The sequence below is a fragment of the Rhodococcus erythropolis R138 genome (genome assembly GCF_000696675.2).
Classification (GTDB): Bacteria; Actinomycetota; Actinomycetes; order Mycobacteriales; family Mycobacteriaceae; genus Rhodococcus_F; species Rhodococcus_F erythropolis.
In genome coordinates, this window is the sequence record NZ_CP007255.1 from 5,439,189 (window position 1) to 5,460,082 (window position 20,894).

22 protein-coding genes are annotated in these 20,894 nt (G+C 63.3%); 7 read left to right on the forward strand and 15 right to left on the reverse strand.

All coding sequences use genetic code 11. From position 1 onward, the window contains the following. Nucleotides 1-79: 79 nt before the first annotated feature. Entirely contained in the window at nt 80-1,117 is a 1,038-nt protein-coding gene (gene fbaA / locus H351_RS24950) for a class II fructose-bisphosphate aldolase (RefSeq protein WP_019749450.1), read from the reverse strand. A gap of 180 nt (nt 1,118-1,297) precedes the next feature. Here fbaA and H351_RS24955 point away from each other — a divergent pair, with 180 nt between their 5' ends. Then, entirely contained in the window at nt 1,298-2,035 is a 738-nt protein-coding gene (locus H351_RS24955) for a VTT domain-containing protein (protein WP_029254751.1), read from the forward strand. 29 nt (nt 2,036-2,064) lie between these two features. Then, complete coding sequence (locus H351_RS24960) at nt 2,065-2,727, forward strand: DedA family protein (protein WP_019749448.1); 663 nt, start codon at nt 2,065-2,067, stop codon at nt 2,725-2,727. An 11-nt stretch (nt 2,728-2,738) separates the two neighbouring features. On the opposite strand, the gene H351_RS24965 is transcribed toward H351_RS24960, so the two are convergent. Together H351_RS24965 and H351_RS24970 are read right to left on the reverse strand one after the other, a co-directional pair. After that, complete coding sequence (locus H351_RS24965; protein WP_029254750.1) at nt 2,739-3,866, reverse strand: GTP-binding protein; 1,128 nt, start codon at nt 3,864-3,866, stop codon at nt 2,739-2,741. A 44-nt stretch (nt 3,867-3,910) separates the two neighbouring features. After that, complete coding sequence (locus H351_RS24970; protein ID WP_007726771.1) at nt 3,911-5,263, reverse strand: LLM class flavin-dependent oxidoreductase; 1,353 nt, start codon at nt 5,261-5,263, stop codon at nt 3,911-3,913. Between the two features lie 91 nt (nt 5,264-5,354). Here H351_RS24970 and H351_RS24975 point away from each other — a divergent pair, with 91 nt between their 5' ends. Continuing rightward, entirely contained in the window at nt 5,355-6,353 is a 999-nt protein-coding gene (locus tag H351_RS24975; RefSeq protein WP_244891394.1) for a GNAT family N-acetyltransferase, read from the forward strand. Here H351_RS24975 and H351_RS24980 read toward each other — a convergent pair. The 5 genes from H351_RS24980 to H351_RS25000 form a co-directional block, all read right to left on the reverse strand. Continuing rightward, the gene (locus H351_RS24980) at nt 6,316-7,023 is read right to left on the reverse strand and encodes an alpha/beta fold hydrolase (protein ID WP_029254748.1); all 708 of its coding nucleotides are present in this window, start codon (nt 7,021-7,023) and stop codon (nt 6,316-6,318) included. The genes H351_RS24975 and H351_RS24980 overlap by 38 nt on opposite strands. An 11-nt stretch (nt 7,024-7,034) precedes the next feature. Beyond that, nucleotides 7,035-8,156: a glycoside hydrolase family 76 protein gene (locus tag H351_RS24985; protein WP_003944321.1), complete on the reverse strand. Its 1,122-nt coding sequence runs from the start codon at nt 8,154-8,156 to the stop codon at nt 7,035-7,037. Nucleotides 8,157-8,213: 57 nt separating this feature from the next. Next, complete coding sequence (locus tag H351_RS24990; RefSeq protein ID WP_019749442.1) at nt 8,214-8,906, reverse strand: TrmH family RNA methyltransferase; 693 nt, start codon at nt 8,904-8,906, stop codon at nt 8,214-8,216. Further along, a complete protein-coding gene (locus tag H351_RS24995) occupies nt 8,906-9,505 on the reverse strand; it encodes a DUF6636 domain-containing protein (protein WP_020968805.1) in 600 nt (199 codons plus the stop codon). The genes H351_RS24990 and H351_RS24995 overlap by 1 nt, the downstream gene beginning before the upstream one ends. Before the next feature lie 67 nt (nt 9,506-9,572). Next, nucleotides 9,573-10,355, reverse strand: coding sequence for an SDR family oxidoreductase (locus tag H351_RS25000; protein WP_029254747.1), 783 nt, complete (start codon nt 10,353-10,355; stop codon nt 9,573-9,575). 34 nt (nt 10,356-10,389) lie between these two features. Here H351_RS25000 and H351_RS25005 point away from each other — a divergent pair, with 34 nt between their 5' ends. Next, nucleotides 10,390-10,833 (forward strand): hypothetical protein, encoded by a 444-nt coding sequence (locus H351_RS25005; RefSeq protein WP_020906637.1) that lies wholly within the window; start codon nt 10,390-10,392, stop codon nt 10,831-10,833. A 4-nt stretch (nt 10,834-10,837) separates the two neighbouring features. On the opposite strand, the gene H351_RS25010 is transcribed toward H351_RS25005, so the two are convergent. Together H351_RS25010 and H351_RS25015 are read right to left on the reverse strand one after the other, a co-directional pair. Further along, on the reverse strand, nt 10,838-11,551 hold the full coding sequence (locus H351_RS25010) for a lysoplasmalogenase (protein WP_021343244.1): 714 nt from the start codon (nt 11,549-11,551) through the stop codon (nt 10,838-10,840). A gap of 49 nt (nt 11,552-11,600) precedes the next feature. Continuing rightward, on the reverse strand, nt 11,601-12,281 hold the full coding sequence (locus H351_RS25015; RefSeq protein WP_019749437.1) for a lysophospholipid acyltransferase family protein: 681 nt from the start codon (nt 12,279-12,281) through the stop codon (nt 11,601-11,603). A 63-nt stretch (nt 12,282-12,344) separates the two neighbouring features. On the opposite strand from H351_RS25015, the gene H351_RS25020 reads away from it, so the two are divergent. Genes H351_RS25020 through H351_RS25030 form a run of 3 tightly spaced genes read left to right on the forward strand, consistent with a single transcriptional unit; the run spans nt 12,345 to nt 14,665 of the window. Continuing rightward, the gene (locus H351_RS25020; RefSeq protein WP_029254746.1) at nt 12,345-12,908 is read left to right on the forward strand and encodes a TetR/AcrR family transcriptional regulator; all 564 of its coding nucleotides are present in this window, start codon (nt 12,345-12,347) and stop codon (nt 12,906-12,908) included. Nucleotides 12,909-12,941: 33 nt separating this feature from the next. Then, nucleotides 12,942-13,385, forward strand: coding sequence for a MarR family winged helix-turn-helix transcriptional regulator (locus H351_RS25025; protein WP_020906635.1), 444 nt, complete (start codon nt 12,942-12,944; stop codon nt 13,383-13,385). A gap of 23 nt (nt 13,386-13,408) precedes the next feature. Continuing rightward, on the forward strand, nt 13,409-14,665 hold the full coding sequence (locus tag H351_RS25030) for an MFS transporter (protein WP_020906634.1): 1,257 nt from the start codon (nt 13,409-13,411) through the stop codon (nt 14,663-14,665). 51 nt (nt 14,666-14,716) lie between these two features. Here H351_RS25030 and pyrE read toward each other — a convergent pair whose 3' ends face one another. The 5 genes from pyrE to clpB all read right to left on the reverse strand — a co-directional run bounded on the left by pyrE (nt 14,717) and on the right by clpB (nt 20,828). Continuing rightward, nucleotides 14,717-15,250, reverse strand: coding sequence for an orotate phosphoribosyltransferase (pyrE, locus tag H351_RS25035; RefSeq protein WP_019749433.1), 534 nt, complete (start codon nt 15,248-15,250; stop codon nt 14,717-14,719). A 74-nt stretch (nt 15,251-15,324) separates the two neighbouring features. After that, nucleotides 15,325-16,125: an SDR family NAD(P)-dependent oxidoreductase gene (locus tag H351_RS25040; RefSeq protein ID WP_029254745.1), complete on the reverse strand. Its 801-nt coding sequence runs from the start codon at nt 16,123-16,125 to the stop codon at nt 15,325-15,327. A 46-nt stretch (nt 16,126-16,171) separates the two neighbouring features. Further along, complete coding sequence (locus tag H351_RS25045; RefSeq protein WP_020968800.1) at nt 16,172-17,059, reverse strand: type III secretion system chaperone family protein; 888 nt, start codon at nt 17,057-17,059, stop codon at nt 16,172-16,174. Nucleotides 17,060-17,145: 86 nt separating this feature from the next. After that, entirely contained in the window at nt 17,146-18,117 is a 972-nt protein-coding gene (locus H351_RS25050; RefSeq protein WP_029254744.1) for a hypothetical protein, read from the reverse strand. A gap of 158 nt (nt 18,118-18,275) precedes the next feature. Next, a complete protein-coding gene (gene clpB, locus H351_RS25055) occupies nt 18,276-20,828 on the reverse strand; it encodes an ATP-dependent chaperone ClpB (protein ID WP_020906630.1) in 2,553 nt (850 codons plus the stop codon). Between the last annotated feature and the right edge of the window lie 66 nt (nt 20,829-20,894).

A 20,894-nucleotide genomic window follows, 5' to 3' on the forward strand; every position in this document is an offset into this window, starting at 1 on the left:
GCACCTGAACAGAAAATGCGCGCCGACGAGAAATTCGTCGGCGCGCATTTTGTTCTGTGAAGCGCAGTTGTGAAGCCGATCAGCCTGCGGACACCGAGCGTCCGGCCGACTTCAGGTCGTTGCACGCCTCGACGACGCGAGCCGTCATGCCTGCTTCGGCCTTCTTGAGGTAGCTGCGCGGGTCGTATGCCTTCTTGTTTCCGACCTCGCCGTCGACCTTGAGGACGCCGTCGTAGTTGGAGAAGAAGTGTCCGGCGATCGGACGGGAGAACGCGTACTGGGTGTCGGTGTCGACGTTCATCTTGACGACGCCGAAGTTCAGCGAATCCTCGATCTCGGACTTCAGCGATCCCGATCCACCGTGGAAGACGAAATCGAAGGGCTGCGAGCCTGCGGCCAGGCCGAGCTTGGCAGCGGCGACCTTCTGGCCCTCTTCGAGAACCTCGGGCTTGAGCTTGACGTTGCCCGGCTTGTAGACGCCGTGGACGTTGCCGAAGGTGGCTGCGAGCAGGTACTTGCCCTGTTCGCCGATGCCCAGAGCATCGACCGTCTTCTCGAAGTCTTCACTCGAGGTGTAGAGCTTGTCGTTGATCTCGGCCTCGACGCCGTCTTCTTCGCCGCCGACGACACCGATCTCGACCTCGAGGATGATGCGTGCAGCCTTGGAGAGGGCGAGCAGTTCCTTGGCGATTGCCAGGTTCTCGTCGATCGGGATAGCCGAGCCGTCCCACATGTGCGACTGGAACAGCGGGTTACGACCGGCGTCGACGCGCTCCTGCGAGATCGCGAGCAGCGGACGCACGTAGGTGTCCAGCTTGTCCTTCGGGCAGTGGTCGGTGTGCAGCGCGATGGTGACGTCGTACTTTGCCGCGATCACGTGTGCGAACTCGGCGAGCGCAACAGCGCCGGTGACCATGTCCTTGACGCCCAAACCGGAACCGAACTCGGCGCCGCCCGTCGAGAACTGGATGATGCCGTCACTGCCGGCGTCCGCGAAGCCCTTGATGGCTGCGTTGATGGATTCGGAGCCGACACAGTTGATGGCGGGGAAGGCAAAGGAATGCTCCTTGGCCCGACCAAGCATCTCGGCATAGACCTCGGGAGTTGCGATAGGCACGGCGGGAGTCCTCCATATACGTGTCGTTCGGAGCGCTCGGCGATGTGAAAGCGCTTCGTGTGGTCCTAGCAGTATGGCAAGTCCGACTCGTCACGTCTCTTTGCGGTCTCGGCCGCCGCCACCGACGCGATGACCTGCGGTGGTGGGAAACACTCAGATTCGGCCGGTACTCTGGCCCCCGTGAATGTGCAGGCAGCAACTGAATCCGTGACGAACCTGGCCTTGCTGCCCGGCTTCCTCGATCCCGTGAACCTCTTGAATTCCTTCGGAACGTGGGTTCTGGTGGGACTGCTTCTGGTGGTCTTCATCGAATCAGGGCTGCTGTTTCCGCTCTTGCCCGGCGATTCTCTGCTCTTCACCGCAGGGCTGATCGCGGCTTCCAAGTCCACCGAGATCGAACCGTTCGCGCCGCTGTGGGTGCTCCTGGTGACGATTCCGATCGCCGCGATTCTGGGTGACCAAGTCGGGTTCTACATCGGCGCCAAGGGCGGAACTGCCCTGTTCAAGACGGACGACGCGCGGTTCTTCAAGAAGAAGTACATCGACGAGTCGCATGCCTTCTTCGAAAAGCACGGCCCGATCACCATTATCCTGGCGAGGTTCGTGCCGATCGTGCGTACTTTTGCACCGGTTGTCGCGGGCGCCTCGAAGATGAAGTACTCACTGTTCCTGACCTACAACATCGTCGGCGGCATCCTGTGGGGTGCCGGTGTGACTTTGCTCGGCTACCTCCTGGGGCAGATCGAATTCATCCGCGACAATGTCGACTACATCTTCATCTTGATCGTCCTGGTGTCGGTTCTGCCGATCGTCTTCGAAATCGGAAAGCGAATTCTGGCGTCGAGACGTGGTGAATCGGCGAATACTTCCACTACGGACAATTCGACGGTGACAGTCCCCGAAGACCCCACCCCCTGATTGCAGAACGAGGCGAAGAACTGACCACGATGACGCTCGCATCCGGCAGTTTCTCCCCACTCGAGACTGCCGGGCCCCTGTTGGTCTGGATTATCGTCGTCACGTTCGTCTTCATCGAGTGCGCGATCATCCTCGGGTTGTTTCTCCCTGGTGACTCGCTGCTGATCACAGCCGGAATCGTGCTTGCCGGTCACGAATCCGGTGCAGGCCACGTGTGGGCGCTGTCGGTGGGCGCGATGATCGCTGCCATTGCCGGCAACCAGGTCGGGTACGTCATCGGCCACCGGACGGGCAACCACATCAAAGCCCGTAAGGGCGGCAAGTACTTCACCGAGAAGAATCTGCACCGCGTCAACATCCTGTTGGAGAGACACGGGTTCTGGGCCGTCCTGATCGCCCGCTGGGTTCCGTGGGTTCGCACCCTGTGCCCGATGGTCGCAGGCGCAGCCAAGATGAACCACACGCGCTACACCATCGCGAGCACCATCGGCGCGATCATCTGGGCACCGGTACTCCTGCTGCTCGGTTTCTACGGTGGCTCGTTCCTCGATCGCGTTCCGTGGTTGCTGCCCGCCGTGCTGATCGTGATGATGGTCAGCTTGGTCATCGGCACCGCTTTGGGAATCTGGCAGTACCGCAAGGAAATGGCCCGACCGGCCGAAGACGTCGAGGTAGAAGAAGTCCTCGACTAGAAGCTGTCTGCTCAGTGCAGGTGGCTCTGGTCCCACGCCGGAAGCGGGTCGTCGTAGCGAATCCAGACCCGCGGTCCTTCGCGTAGTTCGTCATCGGTCAGCAGAGCCGGATCGAGGATTCGCGACGGCGTCGCCGGGTCGAGTTTCACTCCGATGAACACGATCTCCTGCCCTGGCACCTCCGCTGCCGACGCCCACAGTTGCGCCGGTTCGATGACGAGGTTGGGGCCTGCCTGCGACCAGATAGCGGCGAACTCGGGCCTACTGGCGATCCAGCAGAAGCCTTTGCTTCGCAAGAGTCCCGCGAACTGACCGAGCGCAGCCTCGAGTCGCGCCGGATGAAAGGGTCGCGAGGCTCGATACGTGACGCTGCGTATTCCGTACTCCTCGGTTTCCGGGGTGTGCCCGCCGGCCAGCTCCTCGTCCCAACCGGGTACTTGCGCAGCCAGTTCCGGGTTGTAGAGACCGGTTTCGAGGACGCGATCGAGGGTGACTTTTCCGTGGTCGGTCCGAATCAGCTGAGCAGTGGGGTTGAGCCTTCGAAGCGTCGCCTCGACGGTTCCCGCCGCCCGCGGACTCACCAAGTCGGTTTTGTTCAGCAAGATGACGTCGGCGAACTCCACCTGATCAACCAGGAGATCGGAGATGCTGCGTCCGTCCCCCTCCCCGGCTTCGAGGTTGCGCTCGTCCAGTCGCTCGCCTTTTGCCAGCTCGCCGAGGAAGGTCGACGCGTCCACCACGGTCACCATCGTGTCGAGCTTCGCGAGCGAGCCGAGGCTGAAGCCGTCCTCGAATTCCCAGTCGAAGGTGGCCGCCACCGGCATCGGTTCGGAGATGCCGGTGGATTCGATCACCAACTGATCGAATCGCCCCTCTCGGGCCAGCGCGCCGACGGCGTCGATCAGATCCTCACGCAGCGTGCAGCAGATGCATCCGTTGGTGAGCTCGACCAACTTCTCCTCCGTGCGATCGAGGTGGCCCTGGCCCGCGACGAGCGCCGCGTCGATGTTGATCTCGCTCATGTCGTTGACGATGACGGCGACCCGACGGCCGTCTCGATTGGCGAGGATGTGGTTGAGGAGTGTGGTCTTGCCTGCGCCCAGAAATCCGGACAGCACGGTTACCGGTAGCTGCTTCATTCCTTAATGGTAACCATTGTCATTATCGACAACGGGAGGCGGGCCTACTGCACTGCAGACGCACTACCCGAGAACTGGCTCTCGGGCCTCGGCAACCCGAAATGATCACGAAGCGTCGTACCCGTGTATTCGGTGCGGAACAGACCGCGATCCTGCAGGATCGGGACCACACGCTCGGTGAAGATTTCGAGTCCACCCGGGTAGTACGGCGGCATGACGTTGAATCCGTCAGCAGCACCGCTGGTGAACCATTCCTCGATCGTGTCAGCCACCTGCTCGGCGGTTCCGGCGAACACCCGGTGTCCGCGCGCACCCGCCAAACGATGAAGCAGGCCCCGAACCGTCGGACGCTCACGCTCGACTATGCCGGCGATCACCTGCAATCTGCTTTGCTTGTTGTCGGTGACATCACCTGCCGCCGCGAACAATTCGACAGGAACCGGTGCATCCAGTTCCAGATTCCGAACATCGGTCCCGGTGAGTGCACCGAGCTGCGCGAGCCCGTACTCCGGCGAGGTCAACTCGTTGAATTCTCGCTCGAGCGCCTTGGCTTGTTCCTCGGTGTCACCGATGAACGGGCTGATTCCGGGCAGAATCTTGACATGATCGGGGTTGCGCCCGAACTGAGCAGCCCTCGACTTGATGTCGGTGTAGAACGCCTGCGCATCGGAAAGTCTCTGGTGCGCTGTGAAAATCGCCTCCGCATACTGACCGGCAAACGCGCGACCGTCGTTGGACGCCCCGGCCTGCACCAGCACCGGGTATCCCTGCGGCGTTCGCGGTGCGTTGAACGGTCCCCGCACCCGAAGATGCCGGCCGACGTAGTTGATCTCGTGAATCTTGTTTCTGTCCGCGTAGATTCCGTTCTCCCGGTCCAGACTGATCGCGTCGTCCTCCCAGCTGTCCCACAACCGCACCACCGCGTCGACGAATTCCCTTGCACGCGAATACCGGTCGCCGTGGTCCGGATGCTTGGCCAGCCCGAAGTTGGCGGCAGCCAGATCCGTACCCGTGGTGACGATGTTCCACCCAGCACGTCCGTTCGAGATGTGGTCGAGCGAGGCGAACAGCCGAGCCAGGTTGTACGGCTCGTAGTACGTGGTCGACGCCGTCGCGATCAATCCGATCCGCTCGGTTGCCACTGCAATGGCCGTCAACAAGGTGATCGGCTCCAACGTTCCTGCGGGACCGTGCTCGACGTCGCTGCGCAACGCGGGACCGTCGGCGAAGAAGATTCCGTCGAACTTCGCCGCCTCAGCAGTGCGAGCGATCTCCTGGAAATACGTGACGTCGAACAGACGTTCCGGTGTTGTCCACGGATGACGCCACGCCGCTTCGTGATGACCGGCGGGGTGGATGAACGCGTTTAGGCTCAGTTGGCGCGGAGAATCAGACATGCCTGAATGCTGGCAACTGCCGCCGCAGTCCGACAGGGTTAGGGTTCGCGTGATTCCAACTCGGGGTTGGCAGCTCGGTATCGTCACATGGGTGAGCCGCGTAGTTGTAGCCGAGTTCGTACCGTCCGGATCGACAGCATCGGTTCTTCACCAGTGGTGTGAGGTCTTCGCCGAAGGCCAGCGTCACCTGTCCGGAACTGCGCCGACAGCGACGGCCCTGATGGAAATGATCGAGGCCGAGGACAATTCGGCCGATGTATGGCGTTGGATCGCACGCGACGGCGGAACGGACGAGGTCCTCGGTATCGCCCAGGCGCGACGCAACTCGGCGGAACCTGATCTCGCAGAGTTTCGGATGTACGTGACACCCCACGCGCAGCGACGAGGGGTAGGACGAGCGCTTGCCGAACTCGCCGAAGTCGACATCGCCGGGTTCGGCGTGCGAAGAATCAGAGTGACGGCGCTCGTCGGAAGCGCAGCCGAGCATTTCCTGGGATCGTTCGACGGCCACCGTGTGTTGCTTCGGTTGGCCAACCAGGTTCAGCACCTCAGCCCTCCCACCGCACACAGTGCCCGCCCCGGCTATCGAATCGTCAGTTGGCGCAACCGAACCCCGGACGAGCTGGTCCACTCCTTCTCGGAGGCATTGAACCGACTCCTCGACGCGCCGGGCGCCGAACTGCAGATGCCCGAACGTAATTGGGGAGCCGACGAGGTCAGATCGTGGGAACAGAAGATGACGGGTGGCTCTCAGGTACTCCTGGTGTGCTGCGCGGTCGACGACAGCGTCGGCGAAGTAGCCGCAGCGACAGTGGTGACGGTGGACGAACATGACAGCACCCACGCATCGCAGCATGACACCGTGGTACTTCCCCAGCACCGCGGACACGGTCTCGCTCGGTGGGTCAAGGAGCAACAAGCGTCTGTGTTGGCAGCTGAATTTCCCTCGCTGCGAAGAATTTACACAACGGTGAACGCGGAAAATCACCCGATGCTGACCGTCAATCGGAGCCTGGGATACCAGACCGTTGCGGAGCGGATCCTGGTGGAGATCAGGCGAGTCGAGAGTGCGTTGCACAAGCCTCGGTGACGATCTTCCTCCACAGGAGCGGGTGAGACTGCCAGAAGTTGTGCGCGACACCGTCGACGACCTCGAAACTACCGTTAGGCACGAGCTCGGCCAGTTGCTGCAACGGCCACGACGGGCGAATATCGTCGGCCGCCGCGAGAAATGTCATGGGCACGGGTGAGTCGGCCAACTGCCGAAACAGCTGTGGTTCATGGATCCATTCGATGAACGATTCTTGAAGCGATTGCCAGACAACAGGTTCCCAAGGTATCTGCGGGTCCGGCTCGATTCCCGCTTCGTACTGCTTCGACCAGGTCCGGTCCTTGTGGAGGCCGTGCCCCGCGATGCCGACGACGCCGGACACTGATTCCGGACAGTCGAGTGCGTACCGCACCGCCAAGTCGGATCCCCACGAGTGCCCCAACACGACCCAGCTGTCGATCTCGAACGTGCGTCGGACGAGTTCGAGGTCCGCAACCGCCTGCGCCATCGTATGAGCGCCGCCACCGGACCGGCCGACTCCGCGCGGCTCAGGGCACCACGCGCGCATTCCTTCCGGAACCAGCTCGTCGTGAGCAAGATAGTGAACGCATCCCGGGCCGCCGGAGAGAACCAGAACGTCCGCCCCTGCCCCACCGACATCGATGTGAAGACGTACGCCGTCCGTGTCGACCACGTGCCGGGATTCCATGAGCGAAAAGCCTAACGCTTACGCGGGTATCCAGCCGCCGAGACGACAAATGCCGCCTCCATGAGCATCCACCCACCTACCTGCACCGAGAGGTCTCGCTCGGGCACGCTCGACGAGCGCACCGTTCCGGCGGCGAAGGTGGCGATGTCGCCGGACAGACTCGGCAACTGAGCATCCTTGGTCCAGTCATGCCCGAACAGCGGCAGACCTTCGATCTGCAGTCTGTTGTTCCAGGCCGCTTCCGCGGAGGACAGAACGATCTGCGCTGCGAGTTCGCGCGCTCGCAGGTCCTCGTGAGTCTCCCAGGACAAGTTCACCACCACGAACGCGAGGTAGCGAGCCAGGATTGCGTTGAACAGTCCGCCGTCGCCTCCGCCACCGCCCGTGATGACTCCGTACTCGGTCATTCCGTCGTACACCGCGTCGACGAGTTTGTGGACTCGCTCGCGGTGGCGCGGTTCGCCCAATCGCGTCGACAACTCGGTTTCCAACCCCAGCGTGACGCCCTGACAGTACGAATAGATCGCGCGCTCGAGGGTGCCGTCGCGGCGGATACCGTCGAAGATCAGTCCGGAGTCCGGATCCCGCAGCGTCTCGTCGATCCAGTCGGCCGTTGCCTGCGCGCGCCAGAGTTTTCCGGTGCGCGCCAGCATGATTCCGGCGGGTCCGTTTGCCGGGGTGTTGTAGAAATCGGAACCTTTGCACCACGGAATACCGCCGCCGTCGGCCGGGGACCACGAATCGAAGAGTTGCGATTCGAGCGCCTGGACCGCGGTCCGGTGATCGACCGAGAACATACGTTGAGCACGTTCGAGCGAGAGGCCCAGCCACGCCATGTCGTCGTAATAGTTGTTGGTCCACGCCGAGACGTTGCGGACCCGCACACTGCGGGCAACCTTCGCCACCCGGCGACGACGCTTGGGCGTCGGGTCACGTTCGAGCGCGTCGATTGCAGTGTCGAGCAGGTGTGCTTGCCACCAGTAGTGCCACGGCTTGAACATCCGCTCGCGCCGAACAGCAGGCCAGGCAACCACGCCGAGTGCTGTCCGGGGCATTCCCCACAGGCGCCGAAGGTGACGACTGACTATCGCGCCCTCAGCCGCATCGGCTCGCTCTGCCCACACTTCCTGCATAACTACCTATCCTGTCTGGTCGAGGCGCTACGCGCTAGCCGGAATTCGCGAGCGAGATCAGCGGGAATCGGCGAGATCGGCATGCTCACGTACCCACGCGTGCATCGCAATGCCGGCCGCGACACCGGCGTTGATGCTGCGAGTCGACCCGAATTGTGCGATCGAGACCGTCATGGACGCAACCTCTTTCGCATGATCGGTCACTCCGGGCCCTTCTTGACCGAACAGCAGGATGCACTCTCGCGGCAGGCTTGCCGTTTCCAGCGGCACCGACCCCGGGGTGTTGTCGACGGCCACGATCGTGAGTGAATTCTCACGGGCGTACTCGACGAGCTCGCTGATGTCGGCGTGGTGAACGATGTGTTGGTATCGATCGGTCACCATGGCGCCCCGCCGATTCCAGCGCCGACGCCCCACGATGTGGACCGCGGCCGCAGCAAACGCGTTTGCCGTGCGGACCACCGTGCCGATATTGGCGTCGTGCGCGAAGTTCTCGATGGCGACATGCATCGTGTGACGGCGCGAGTCGATGTCCTCGACTATCGCTTCCCGCGTCCAGTACCGGTACTCGTCCAAGACGTTTCGACGATCACCCTCGGCGAGGAGTACGGGGTCGTAGCGCTCGTCTGTCGGCGGTTCCGTGTCGTGCTCCTCGGCCCACGGCCCGACGCCGTTGGGGTTCTCGCCCCACTCGGTGGGTCCCGGTTCACCGGCCCCACCGGAGACGTCGTCGGCTGCGACTTCGGTCATCAGTACACCTCGTTGGAATCTGCAGCCACCGTGAAGCCGTGCGTGGTCTGATCGTTGACACACGAGACGTCTGTCGCGGTGGTCGTACAGGTGAAACCCAGTTTGCTCAGCGGTTGACCGGCCGCCAACACCGGATCGGCGTCGGGACCGCCCGAGGTGTACACCTCTCCGCCCGAACACATGAAAGCACCCTCACCCTCGTCGGTGACGCGAATACCGTTGCCCCAGTTGACCATGCAGCTCTCCGGCCGCGGCGGAACCGGAGTGGTCGTTCCCTCGCACCCGGCTTCGATTCTGGTGGGCAACTTGATGATGCCGCACTGGAAGTTCCCGTCGGGAGTGGTGAAGTAGTACGACTCGTTGCGCTCGAACTGCACGTCCGTGAGCGTCGTCGTCGGTGGCAGCGTCGTGGTCGGTGGTTCGGTGGTCGTGGGGACGACGGGCGCGACGGTGGTGGTTGTCGTCGGCACTGCGGTAGTGGTGGTCGAACTTGGCTGCGCCGCTACGGTCGGCGCTGAATCCGCCTCCCCGCCGCACCCTGCGAGCACGAGCGCCGACCCGACGCCCAACAAGACGAACCCCACCCGAACACGAACCACCCGACTACCTCCACACACGTCATCTTGGCCCAGCAACAGCCGACAGTGCACTCTATCGTGTGGTCGACTAAGTGCTGGTGACGCGCTTGTTCATCAGCCGTGAGAGCCACGCGGGCGAGAACCGCGACGCACTGAGAAAGAGCTTTGCCTGAGTTCCGACCGGGTAGTGAACCTTGTGTACGCGTCCGGCGCCGCGTGTGGCCGCCCACAGTTCCTTCGCGACGTCGGTGGCAGTCAGCTTGATACCCAACGATCTGGTGGCTCCGGTGTCCATTCCAGCGACCATCGCGGTCTGGACGAACAACGGCCAGAGCGCGAGAACACGGATGTCGTGATGTGCCCATTCCAGATCGAGCGCCTCGGTCAGGCCGCGGATCGCGAACTTGGTTGCACCGTACGTCGCCAGTTCGGGCTGGCCGTAGATCGCCGAAGCGGAGCACAGATTGACCACCTGAGCGCCGACGGTATCGCGGAGGTACGGGAAAGCCGTGTGCGTGCCGTTGAGGGTGCCGATGATGTTGATGTCGACCATTCGGCGATGCGCCGCAAGAGAAATATCCTCGAACCGTCCCGAGGAGAGCACGCCCGCATTGTTGATCAGGATGTCCAGACGCCCGGACTCCCCGGCAAAATCGGCCAGACACTGCGCCCATCCGGCCGGATCGGTGACATCCAGGACACCCGTCACGACGCTGCCACCGAAACCGTCGATCTCGGCCTTCAAGGAGGCAAGGCCGGCGTCGTCGATGTCGAACGCGCCGACGCGGTATCCGTTGCGCGCGAACAACAGCGACGTCTCCCGCCCGATTCCAGCCGCAGCACCGGTGATGAAGACGTTCGGTTCGCTCATCCGGTCAGGCTATCCTGGATATGGAGGAAATCTGATGAATCACCGTCGCGTCGTACACACCGTATGTTTCATCGCGGTGGGATATCTGATCGTGCTCGCGGTGTGGCTCGGATGGCTGGTCGAGCACACCCCACCTGGCACTCTGCCCTATCAGATCGGCGGGCTACTCGCCGCTTTCGGCTCGGTACTCGGATTCGGAATGGCCTGGGCCAATCGCCCGACCCGCGCCGAGCGCAAGCTCGAAAAGCACGGCCTCGAAGGGTGGGCACGAATCGACAAGGTCACACCCCTGCGCCGAACCGTCGACGGCGAGTTGGCCAAGCTCGCACTCCGCCTCACGGTTCCAGGTTCCGATTCGTACTCGGGCCGGATCGAGTACGAGATCCGACCCGAGTTCAAAGACAAGATCACTCCCGGATCCACGGTCACCGTCATGGTGGACCCGAAGAACCGAGACCGAATCATGCTGTGCCCGTGAAAAACTAGACGCTCTTCTTGCGTCCCAGCGCCAACATGCCCTCCACCAGCATCAGTTGCGCTCCCGCGTACGACGCCAGGATCACACCCTCGGCAGCGGCGCGGCCGGCGGTCCCGCGGATGAACAGTCGACGCACCACGATCAGCCCGTCGGACGCGGTGAAGAGCACTCCGCCCAATCCGAGCCAGGAGCGTCGATCCTTGTTCGGGACGACAACGTCGAGCACGGCCTTGGACTGCGGTGCCAGAGCGGGGTCCGCCGACAACGTCGAGGTGGTTCCCAACATCAATCCGTATCCGGTGAGCGGCGTCGACACGCTCGGTGCCTTGGCACGGAGCAGACCGGACGCCGTCGACCAACCGCTGATGCGGGGTTTGAGGGCAGCACGGGTCGGCCGTGCCCCGCGGCGCAGGAGAAGAGCCGAGTAACTGGCCTGCATCACCGCGAACGAGGACGCGCCCTTGATCAGACGAGCATCGTTGTCCGGGTCGATCATGAACACGTCGCCGACGGTCGCAGCGGCGAGGCCGGCGAGAAGCAGTGCGGTATCGGCTGTTTCCGTCTCCGAGCGCTTGCGCAGCACTCGGGCCGCCAAGGCAGGTGCAATCAGCGGCTTCGCGATCTGCTGAACCCGCTCGTTACCGACCACTGCCCCGACCACCGTCGCTGCCGTCGCCGCCGCAAAAACTGCGTGCTCGATGCCCCACTTGCCCGCCATCACAATCCTCCTGTTGGTTACACGTCCAACAGCGACCGTACTGGGTCACTCAGGCAGCATCGCCGGATTTGACGTCCGCGCCGTAGACATCGACGTATTCCTGCCCCGACTGGTCACAGAGCACTGACATCAATTCGTCCGTCGCCGCGCGCACGACGGCCTGGTAGCCACGAAGTTCGCGGTACCGAGAGAAGTCGATCGGCTCCCCTACCGTGATCCGGACCTTGCTGAAGCGCCACATCCGCGTACCCGGCGGGTTGACTGCGTCGCCGCCGTGCACGACGACGGGAATGACCGGCGCCCCGGTTTCCAAGGCGACACGAATCGCTCCGGTCTTTCCCTTGTACAGGCATCCGTCGGGCGATCGCGTTCCCTCGGGATAGATCCCCCAGACGCCGCCTTTGTCGAGAATTCCGATGGCCGTGTCCAATGCCGCACGGGAGGCATCGGCGCCACTACGGTCGATCGGCACCTGACCCGCCCCACCGAAGAACCAGCGCTGCATCGCGCCCTTCACACCGGTCCCCGTGAAATATTCACTCTTCGCGACGAAGGTGATGCGCCGGCGCACCATGAGGACCAGGAAGAACGAGTCGACGACTGCCCGATGGTTTCCGGCGAGAATCACCGGCCCTTTCTTGGGGATGTGGTGCTGCCCCTCGATCGTCGGCCGCCCGAACAGCCAGAGGACCGGGCCGATCAGAACGTATTTGAACAGCCAATAGAGCACAGGGCATCACCTTTTCCGTCTAGTAGACAGTGTCTACGTCCAGAATAATAGACACTGTCTTCCATGACTGTCAGCAGCCTTCGCGAAACACTCGTCGCCACCGGCGTCGAGATTCTCGATGCCGACGGCGCCACAGAACTGACGCTACGGGAGATCGCGCGTCGGGCGGGCGTGTCGCACGGCGCCCCGCGGAGATACTTTCCGACCCACAACAGCCTGCTTGCCGCAATTGCCTCACACGGCCTGCGCGATCTCACCGAAAGACTCCAACCGGCACTTGTCGGCAAACAACCCGCTCGTAGCCGATTGATCTCGGCAGCAATCGAATACGTGTCATTCGCCCAGGAGCGGTCGGCGATGTTCGAGTTGATATTTCGCCACGACCTCCTCGAAGCCGCCGGCAGCAACCTCCGAGAGTCGTCACTCCCGCTCTTCGCCGCCCTGCAAGCCTTGACCGAAGAGGCCGACGCGTCCGATCCCACCACTTCTGCGGTGAACATCTGGACCGGAACCCACGGCATCGCAGTGCTGGCGGCAAATCGAAGCCTCGCGCTCGTTGCACCAGGCCTCGACATCGCGGCACTGGTCACCACAAGTGTGACGGACCACCTTTTACGGACTCGTTGATTTACATAGTTACCCTATGCAATAATATTTTTCGTGACAGATGAAGAGCAGCAACTGCACGAACTACTCGTCGACCTCGTGAGCAACACGCACCGCTTCGCGAAGCTGGCAGGTTCTTTCGCGTCCGATCAGTACCCACGCGCCTGGCTGCGCGCGCTCTCGCTCCTCGAGGAATACGGCGAAATGCGGATCAGCGATTTCGCTCGACTCGACAGAAGCTCGCAGCCCTCTGCCACTGCCCTACTGCGCAAACTCGGCGAGAACGGTTACGTCGAACGCCGCGCCGACCCGGAGGACGCCCGCGCAGTGCGCGTCGCCATGACCGAGAAGGGTCGAAAGATTCTGAACGACGGCCGAAACGAGATCGCCGACGCTCTAGTCCCCCACTTCGTCGAACTCGGGCCCGAGCAGATCAAGAAACTGGCCGACGGATTGGCCGAATTGCGGTCCATCATCAAGACTTCCGACCCCAGCTGAAATACCCACCACTGAAAAAGGAGGTGGCCGTGAGCAACACGACCGCGACATCAACGCACCAGAACGAGGCTCCGCCGAGCCTCCTGAAACAACCGAAAGCGGTGTGGGCGGTAGCCTTTGCCAGCGTCATCGCCTTCATGGGCATCGGATTGGTCGATCCGATCCTCAAGCCGATCGGCGAACAACTCGACGCCACACCGTCGCAGGTTTCGCTCCTGTTCACCAGCTACATGCTCGTCACCGGCGTGGCCATGCTCATCACCGGTGTGGTGTCCAGCCGCATCGGCGCCAAGAAAACGCTTCTTGTAGGCCTTGCCATCATCATCGTGTTCGCCTCTCTGGCAGGCGCTTCCAGCACCATCGGCCAGATCGTCGGATTCCGTGCCGGCTGGGGACTGGGCAATGCACTCTTCATCGCAACGGCACTGGCGGCCATCGTCGGCGCGGCCAGCGGCGGCGTCGCACGGGCAATCATCCTCTACGAGGCTGCACTGGGCATCGGTATCGCGGTCGGACCGCTGGTCGGCGGCGTTCTCGGTGACATCAGCTGGCGCGCACCGTTCTTCGGCGTCGCAGCCCTGATGGCGGTTGCTTTCATTCTCATCGTCGTGATGCTTCCGAGCGCACCCAAGCCCGAACACCACACATCCATCGCTGCACCGTTCCAGGCGCTGCGACACCGCGGGCTACTCACCGTTGCCATCACCGCGCTGCTCTACAACTACGGATTCTTCACGCTGCTCGCGTACACACCGTTCCCCCTCGACATGGGGGCGTACCCGATCGGATTCATCTTCTTCGGATGGGGCCTGATGCTGGCGATCTCGTCGGTCTTCCTCGCCCCTCGACTGCAACGACGCTTCGGCACACTACCGATGATGATGCTGGCGCTGACACTGTTCGCACTCGACCTCGGCATGATGGCGCTCTTCACCGAGAACAAGATCGTCTTGATCGTGGGTGTCGTCCTCGCCGGGTTGTTCCTCGGCGTGAACAACACACTCATCACCGAAACCGTCATGATCTCGGCTCCCGTGGAACGGTCGACCGCCTCGGCTGCTTACAGCTTCGTCCGATTCGTCGGCGGCGCCGCAGCTCCGTGGGTAGCCGGCAAGCTCGGCGAGTCCAACGTCCACATGCCGTTCTGGGTCGGCGCGGTGCTCACCCTAGCTGCCGTGTTCGTCCTGTCGAGCGGACGCAAGGTCCTCGCACACGTCGACGACCACGATCCCGCGCCGCACAGCGTCGACGAAGCACTCGCCGTCACCGTCGGCGACTGACCCCTGTGAGTGGTTGAGGAGTGCAGGGACCCCTTAACCACTCACGGGGCGTCAGCTCAGGTTCAGATCTTCCAGGCCCAGCAGCGATCGGTACTCGACGCCCTCGGCACCGATAATCGCGTCCGCACCCGTCGCGCGATCGACGACGGTAGCGACTCCGACCACTGTGGCCCCTGCCTCGCGCAGAGCCTTCACTGCTGTCAACGGAGAATTGCCCGTCGTGGTCGTGTCCTCGACAACCAGGACACGCTTGCCCACGATGTCCGGGCCCTCGATCTGACGCTGCATCCCATGAGCCTTCGCAGCCTTGCGAACGACAAACGCGTCGATCGGGCGTCCGGGAGCGTGCATCACCGCCATCGCAACCGGATCGGCGCCCATCGTCAAACCTCCGACGGCGTCGAAATCCCAGTCCGCGACCAGTTCACGCAGCAGCGAGCCGATCAGCGGCGCCGCCTTGTGGTGAAGTGTCGCGCGGCGAAGGTCGACGTAGTAGTCGGCTTCCTTGCCCGAAGACAGCGTCACCTTTCCGTGTACAACAGCCAATTCGCGCACCAGCGCAGCCAAATCCTCACGATCGCTCATGAGTGCTCAGCCTACCGACCACCGGCTTATGCTCGGCTTCTGCCTCTGGGCTACGTTCGGCTACTGCCTCTGGACTACGTTCGCCCGCGGCCTCGTCCAACGATGTTGGTCAACCGGCGAACCAGCCCCTTGGGAACCAGACGCCCAGCCGTCGTGAGGACCTTGTACTGAATTCCCGGAATGCTGATGACCTTGTCGTCACCGAGATCCTTCATCGACGCCGCAACCACCTGGTCGACGCTCAACCACATCGGCTTGGGGATCGTGGACATCTCGATGCCCGCACGCTCGTGGAATTCGGTGCGGATGAAGCCCGGGCACAGCGCCTGAACGCGCACTCCCGTCCCGGCCAACCCGCCGGAAAGCCCTTCGGTGAACGAGATGACATAGGCCTTGCTTGCCGAATACGTCGAACCCCGCCCGGACAGCAGGCCCGCGACGCTCGCCACATTGACAATCGTTCCGTGCGCCGACGCGATCATGCTGGGCAGCGCCGCGCGGGTCAGCCGCATCACGGCGGTGACGTTGACGTCGAGTTGAGATTGAAGAAGCGCCGGATCTGCAGTCCAGAACTCGCCGGAGGTACCGAATCCGGCGTTGTTCACCAACACCTCGACGCCCTTCTCCAGACGAAGCGCGACGGTGTCGCGTCCAGCCTCCGATGCGAGATCGGCAACCAGAATCTCCGACTCGGTGCCGAACATCGTCTTCAACTCGGACGCGAGGTCGTGCAATCTGACCTCGTCACGTGCGACGAGAACCAGGTCGTATCCGAGGGAGGCGTATTTCTTGGCGAAACCGGCGCCGAGACCAGAGGTAGGTCCGGTCACCAGGGCAACGGGACGCACAGGGCGATCCGAGTGGGAAGTCGACATACCGGCCACGCTAGTGGTTATCGCGGCTGGACGGGAACCTTAAAGGTCAGTCGACCGGGCGAATTGTGCCCGAGCGCTGGGACGCCGGACGCTGAGCCGGCTTGTCAGCCGCCTCGGGCTTGCGCAGCGATTGATCCGGACGTGGCGCAGATTCCCGCGGTGCAGGCTCACGCGGTGCGGACTCACGCGGGGCAAATTCACGCGGCGGAGCTTCACGGGGCGGCTGCTCTTGACGCGAACGGGGCTGTTCTACCGGATCCGGAGTTGGGCGAGACTTCTCGGCGCCCGGCCGCGGGCGGCTCGGATCGTGATCGACCTCGAGTTCGTTGGGATCGGTGACGGGAGGCAGGACATGCAGAATGCCGGACAGGCGCGCAACCGACTCGATTGCAGCGTCCCAATCCCGGCCGTTACTGGTCACCGGAAGCGAACCCAGCGTCCACTGCCCTTCGCTCCACAGCATGCTGATCGACGGCGGAACCGATTCGGTGAACGCCACCATGCGCTGATCACAGACACGACGTGCGATCTCGAGATCGGTCGCGAACACGACTCGTGAACCGATCGCACCCAGCAGGTTCAGGTCGCCGTCCTTGGGCGGAGCCGTCGATTTCAACCGAAGATCGATGTCGACGTCCGACCCGATCTCGCGGCGAACGGCCACGATGGTTGCGGTCTCTTCCAGGTCGAACAGCACGAACTGCTCTCCGCGACGACGGCCGCGGACGACGTCGGTGGCAGTCAGGTAGTCCTGCTTCGCCATGACCGCGCGATGCCATTCGCCTGCGAGCTGATCGTCAGTGGCCGTGTACGTGTATCCCTGCGCCTTGGCCCAGATCTGACGCACTCGCCCGGATTGATCTCGCCTCGTCCTGTCGACGTACAGGAGCGCACCCGCGCCTGCGAGTGCAATTGCTGCCAGTCCGAACCACATTCCAGTCATCACCCTCCAGGGTAGCGACTCGCGGCCTCAACCTCCCGCGACACCCTGGTGGACTCGCCTGATGTGTCGTGAACGACTCAGTTGCCGAACTTCGGCAACGACGTACTCAGAATCGTGTTGGCGGTCATCGTGCCGTTCTCCACCGGAGTTCCGTCGACGACGATGTTGTCTCCTGGTTGCAGATCGGCGATCGTGGCGCGGTTGAGCGCGATGAGGGTGGTGTCGGCTGTGGTCAGAACCGTCACCTGCGATCCACCGATCGAATCGATGACCAACGTGCCGCCGTCGTTCGACTTGACGGTGCCGACGGCTCCCCCGGCGTCGCCGATGACTTCGCCGAGCCCGCCCGGGAGCTGGCTGAGCGGGGAATCCGTCGTCGGAGTCGGCGCCGTGGTGCTGGCCTTCGGCGGTGTGGTGGTCGGCGCCTGCGTCGTAGTGGTCGGCGGAACGAAAGCGGTCTGGGTTCCCTTGTCGTTCGAACCGAACGCCGAGAACGCGACGATCGCGATCACGGCGACCAGGATCCCGACCACACCGGCAGCCACCCACGTCGCGAGCTTGCGCTTCTTGCCGCCGCCCGACGACCCGTCTTCGATGAACGGCTGTTCCGGCGGAACTCCCCCGCCACCACCGGCAACCGGATACTGCTGTGTATTTCCGTACTGCTGTGTATTCCCGTACTGATCCGGGTTCCCGTACTGCTGGGCCGTGTACGGCGGATAGGCCTGCGTCGCACCCGGCGGCGGGGCCTGCGGATCGAACTGCGGGTTGTAGGCGGGGAAGGCCTGCGTGGGATTCGGCTGCTGCCCCTGCTGCCCCAAGTACTCCGTGTTCTGATCCGGGCCACCGTAGGGATACTGCTGCGCTCCCGGAAACTGCCCCGCCCCCGGCTGCTGACCGAAGTACTCCGTCGGCTGGTTCGGATTCTGGCCGGACACCGTCCCGTACTGCTCTGTCGGCTGGTCGGGTGTACGCCCCCAGACCTCGGTGGCCTCGGGATCCTCACGGCGCGGCCCACCCGAGTTACGCGGATCGTTCTGATCGGTCATGCCTGGCTCACCTTCGGTTGGGACGAAAGAGCGTCGAAGTCGTTCGGAGAGGCGCGGGTGCAGACATCCCCGGTTCGAGCATCCAGCCATCCAGGGTAGAACAAAATGCGAATGCCCCGCCGATCCAAGTGGATCGACGGGGCATTCCGCTTACCGAATCAGGAGAGAACCAACTGATCCGCGTCCTCGCTGACACCGACGTGCACGGTGTCGCCGTCCTGGACCTTGCCGGCCAGGAGCAGCTTGGCGAGCTGGTCGCCGATCGACTGCTGAACGAGTCGACGCAATGGCCGAGCGCCGTACAGCGGGTCGTAGCCGCGCACCGCGAGCCACATCCGGGCAGCACCGTTCACCTCGAGGGTGAGACGACGCGCAGCCAGACGCTTCTGCAGCTGCTCGAGCTGGATGTCCACGATGTGCTCCAACTGCTCTTCGGAGAGCGAGTCGAAGACGACCACGTCGTCGAGACGGTTGATGAACTCGGGCTTGAACGCGTGGCGTACCGCGTCCATGACCTGCTCCCGCGTGCCACCGGATCCCAGGTTGGAGGTCAGGATCAGGATGGTGTTGCGGAAGTCCACCGTGCGGCCTTGACCGTCGGTGAGACGGCCTTCGTCGAGCACTGCAAGCAGGACGTCGAACACGTCGGGGTGTGCCTTCTCGACCTCGTCGAAGAGGACCACCGAGTACGGGCGTCGCCGAACTGCTTCGGTGAGCTGGCCGCCGGCTTCGTAACCGACGTAGCCCGGAGGGGCACCGACGAGTCGGGCCACCGAGTGCTTCTCACCGTATTCGCTCATGTCGATACGGATCATCGCGCGCTCGTCGTCGAAGAGGAAGTCCGCCAAGGCTTTGGCGAGCTCCGTCTTACCGACGCCGGTCGGGCCGAGGAACAGGAAGGAACCGGTGGGCCGATTGGGGTCGGCGACACCTGCTCGGGCGCGGCGAACCGCATCCGAGACGGCGACGACGGCGTCGGTCTGGCCGACGACGCGCTTGCCGAGTTCGGACTCCATGCGGAGCAGTTTCTCGGTCTCGCCTTCCATCATCCGGCCGGCCGGAATGCCGGTCCAGGCTGCGACCACGTCTGCGACGTCGTCCGGCCCGACCTCTTCCTTGAGCATCACGTCACCGTCGGAGGCGGCTCCGGAAGCGACTGCTGCCTCTTCCAGTTCCTTCTCCAGCGCCGGGATGCGGCCGTAGCGCAACTCGGCTGCCTTGCCCAGATCGCCGTCACGCTCAGCGCGCTCGGACTCTCCTCGCAGGGTTTCGAGCTGTTCCTTCAGCACGCGCACCGAGTCGATGGCCTGCTTTTCGTTCTGCCAGCGGGTGCTGAGCTGATTGAGCTTTTCGCGGTCGTCGGCGAGTTCCTGACGCAGCTTCTCGAGCCGAGCCTTGGACGCGTCGTCGGTTTCCTTCTCGAGTGCCACTTCTTCGATTTCGAGTCGGCGAACAGTGCGTTCCACCTCGTCGATCTCGACGGGTCGCGAGTCGATCTCCATACGAAGTCGCGATGCGGCTTCGTCCACGAGGTCGATGGCCTTGTCCGGCAGGAACCGCGAGGTGATGTACCGGTCCGACAGCGCGGCAGCAGCCACCAACGCGGAGTCGGTGATGCGTACGCCGTGGTGCACCTCGTAGCGCTCCTTGAGACCGCGCAGGATGCCGATGGTGTCCTCGACCGAGGGCTCACCGACGAGCACCTGCTGGAAACGACGCTCGAGTGCTGCGTCCTTCTCGATGTACTTGCGGTACTCCTCGAGCGTGGTGGCACCGACCAGTCGCAGCTCACCGCGGGCGAGCATCGGCTTGATCATGTTGCCTGCGTCCATCGCGGATTCACCGGTGGCTCCGGCGCCGACGATGGTGTGCAACTCGTCGATGAAGGTGATGACCTGTCCGGCACTGTTCTTGATGTCGTCGAGAACTGCCTTGAGGCGTTCCTCGAATTCACCGCGGAACTTGGCACCGGCGACCATGGACCCGAGGTCCAGGGACACGACGGTCTTGCCTCGAAGCGATTCCGGGACGTCACCCGCGACGATGCGTTGGGCAAGGCCCTCCACGATCGCGGTCTTGCCGACGCCGGGCTCACCGATGAGTACCGGGTTGTTCTTGGTACGACGCGAGAGCACCTGCACGACACGGCGAATCTCGGTGTCGCGACCGATCACCGGGTCGAGCTTGCCGCTACGTGCAGCTTCGGTGAGGTCGGTGGAGTACTTTTCCAGCGCTTGGTAGGTGCCTTCGGGCTCCGGGCTGGTGACGCGAGCGCTGCCGCGGACGGTGGTGAAGGCTTCACGCAATGCGTCCTGGGTAGCGCCATGACGTACGAGCAACTGCGCGACGTCGGAGTCGCCGCCGGCCAGTCCGTAGAGGACGTGCTCGGTGGAGACGTATTCGTCGTCCATCTCGGTGGCGAGGTGCTGAGCAGCAGTGAGTGCCGCGAGTGCCTCACGCCCGAGTTGCGGGGTGGAGCTTGCGCCGGTTGTCTTGGGCAGGCGATCGACGATTGCCTGTGCTTCACGGTGTACGACCGTGGGGTCGACGCCTACAGCTTTGAGTAGTGGGGCAGCGATGCCGTCGGTCTGGTCGAGCAATGCGACCAGCAGATGGGCAGGCCGGATATCGGGATTACCCGCCGACGACGCCGACTGCAGTGCAGCCGTCATCGCAGCCTGGGTCTTGGTTGTTGGTGTGAACGAGTCCACTTGTCACCTTTCTGGCGAAGTCGAACGGGAAGAGCCGCGACCGGTTGGTATTGCGACTGTGTCAAT

Excerpts from the sequence above, each read along its gene's own strand:
- H351_RS24960 (WP_019749448.1), top strand. The coding sequence starts at position 2,065 with ATGACGCTCGCATCCGGCAGTTTCTCCCCACTCGAGACTGCCGGGCCC.
- H351_RS24965 (WP_029254750.1), bottom strand. The coding sequence starts at position 3,866 with ATGAAGCAGCTACCGGTAACCGTGCTGTCCGGATTTCTGGGCGCAGGC.
- H351_RS24970 (WP_007726771.1), bottom strand. The coding sequence starts at position 5,263 with ATGTCTGATTCTCCGCGCCAACTGAGCCTAAACGCGTTCATCCACCCC.
- H351_RS24980 (WP_029254748.1), bottom strand. The coding sequence starts at position 7,023 with ATGGAATCCCGGCACGTGGTCGACACGGACGGCGTACGTCTTCACATC.
- H351_RS24985 (WP_003944321.1), bottom strand. The coding sequence starts at position 8,156 with ATGCAGGAAGTGTGGGCAGAGCGAGCCGATGCGGCTGAGGGCGCGATA.
- H351_RS24990 (WP_019749442.1), bottom strand. The coding sequence starts at position 8,906 with ATGACCGAAGTCGCAGCCGACGACGTCTCCGGTGGGGCCGGTGAACCG.
- H351_RS25000 (WP_029254747.1), bottom strand. The coding sequence starts at position 10,355 with ATGAGCGAACCGAACGTCTTCATCACCGGTGCTGCGGCTGGAATCGGG.
- H351_RS25005 (WP_020906637.1), top strand. The coding sequence starts at position 10,390 with ATGAATCACCGTCGCGTCGTACACACCGTATGTTTCATCGCGGTGGGA.
- H351_RS25010 (WP_021343244.1), bottom strand. The coding sequence starts at position 11,551 with ATGGCGGGCAAGTGGGGCATCGAGCACGCAGTTTTTGCGGCGGCGACG.
- H351_RS25020 (WP_029254746.1), top strand. The coding sequence starts at position 12,345 with ATGACTGTCAGCAGCCTTCGCGAAACACTCGTCGCCACCGGCGTCGAG.
- pyrE (WP_019749433.1), bottom strand. The coding sequence starts at position 15,250 with ATGAGCGATCGTGAGGATTTGGCTGCGCTGGTGCGCGAATTGGCTGTT.
- H351_RS25040 (WP_029254745.1), bottom strand. The coding sequence starts at position 16,125 with ATGTCGACTTCCCACTCGGATCGCCCTGTGCGTCCCGTTGCCCTGGTG.
- H351_RS25045 (WP_020968800.1), bottom strand. The coding sequence starts at position 17,059 with ATGTGGTTCGGACTGGCAGCAATTGCACTCGCAGGCGCGGGTGCGCTC.
- H351_RS25050 (WP_029254744.1), bottom strand. The coding sequence starts at position 18,117 with ATGACCGATCAGAACGATCCGCGTAACTCGGGTGGGCCGCGCCGTGAG.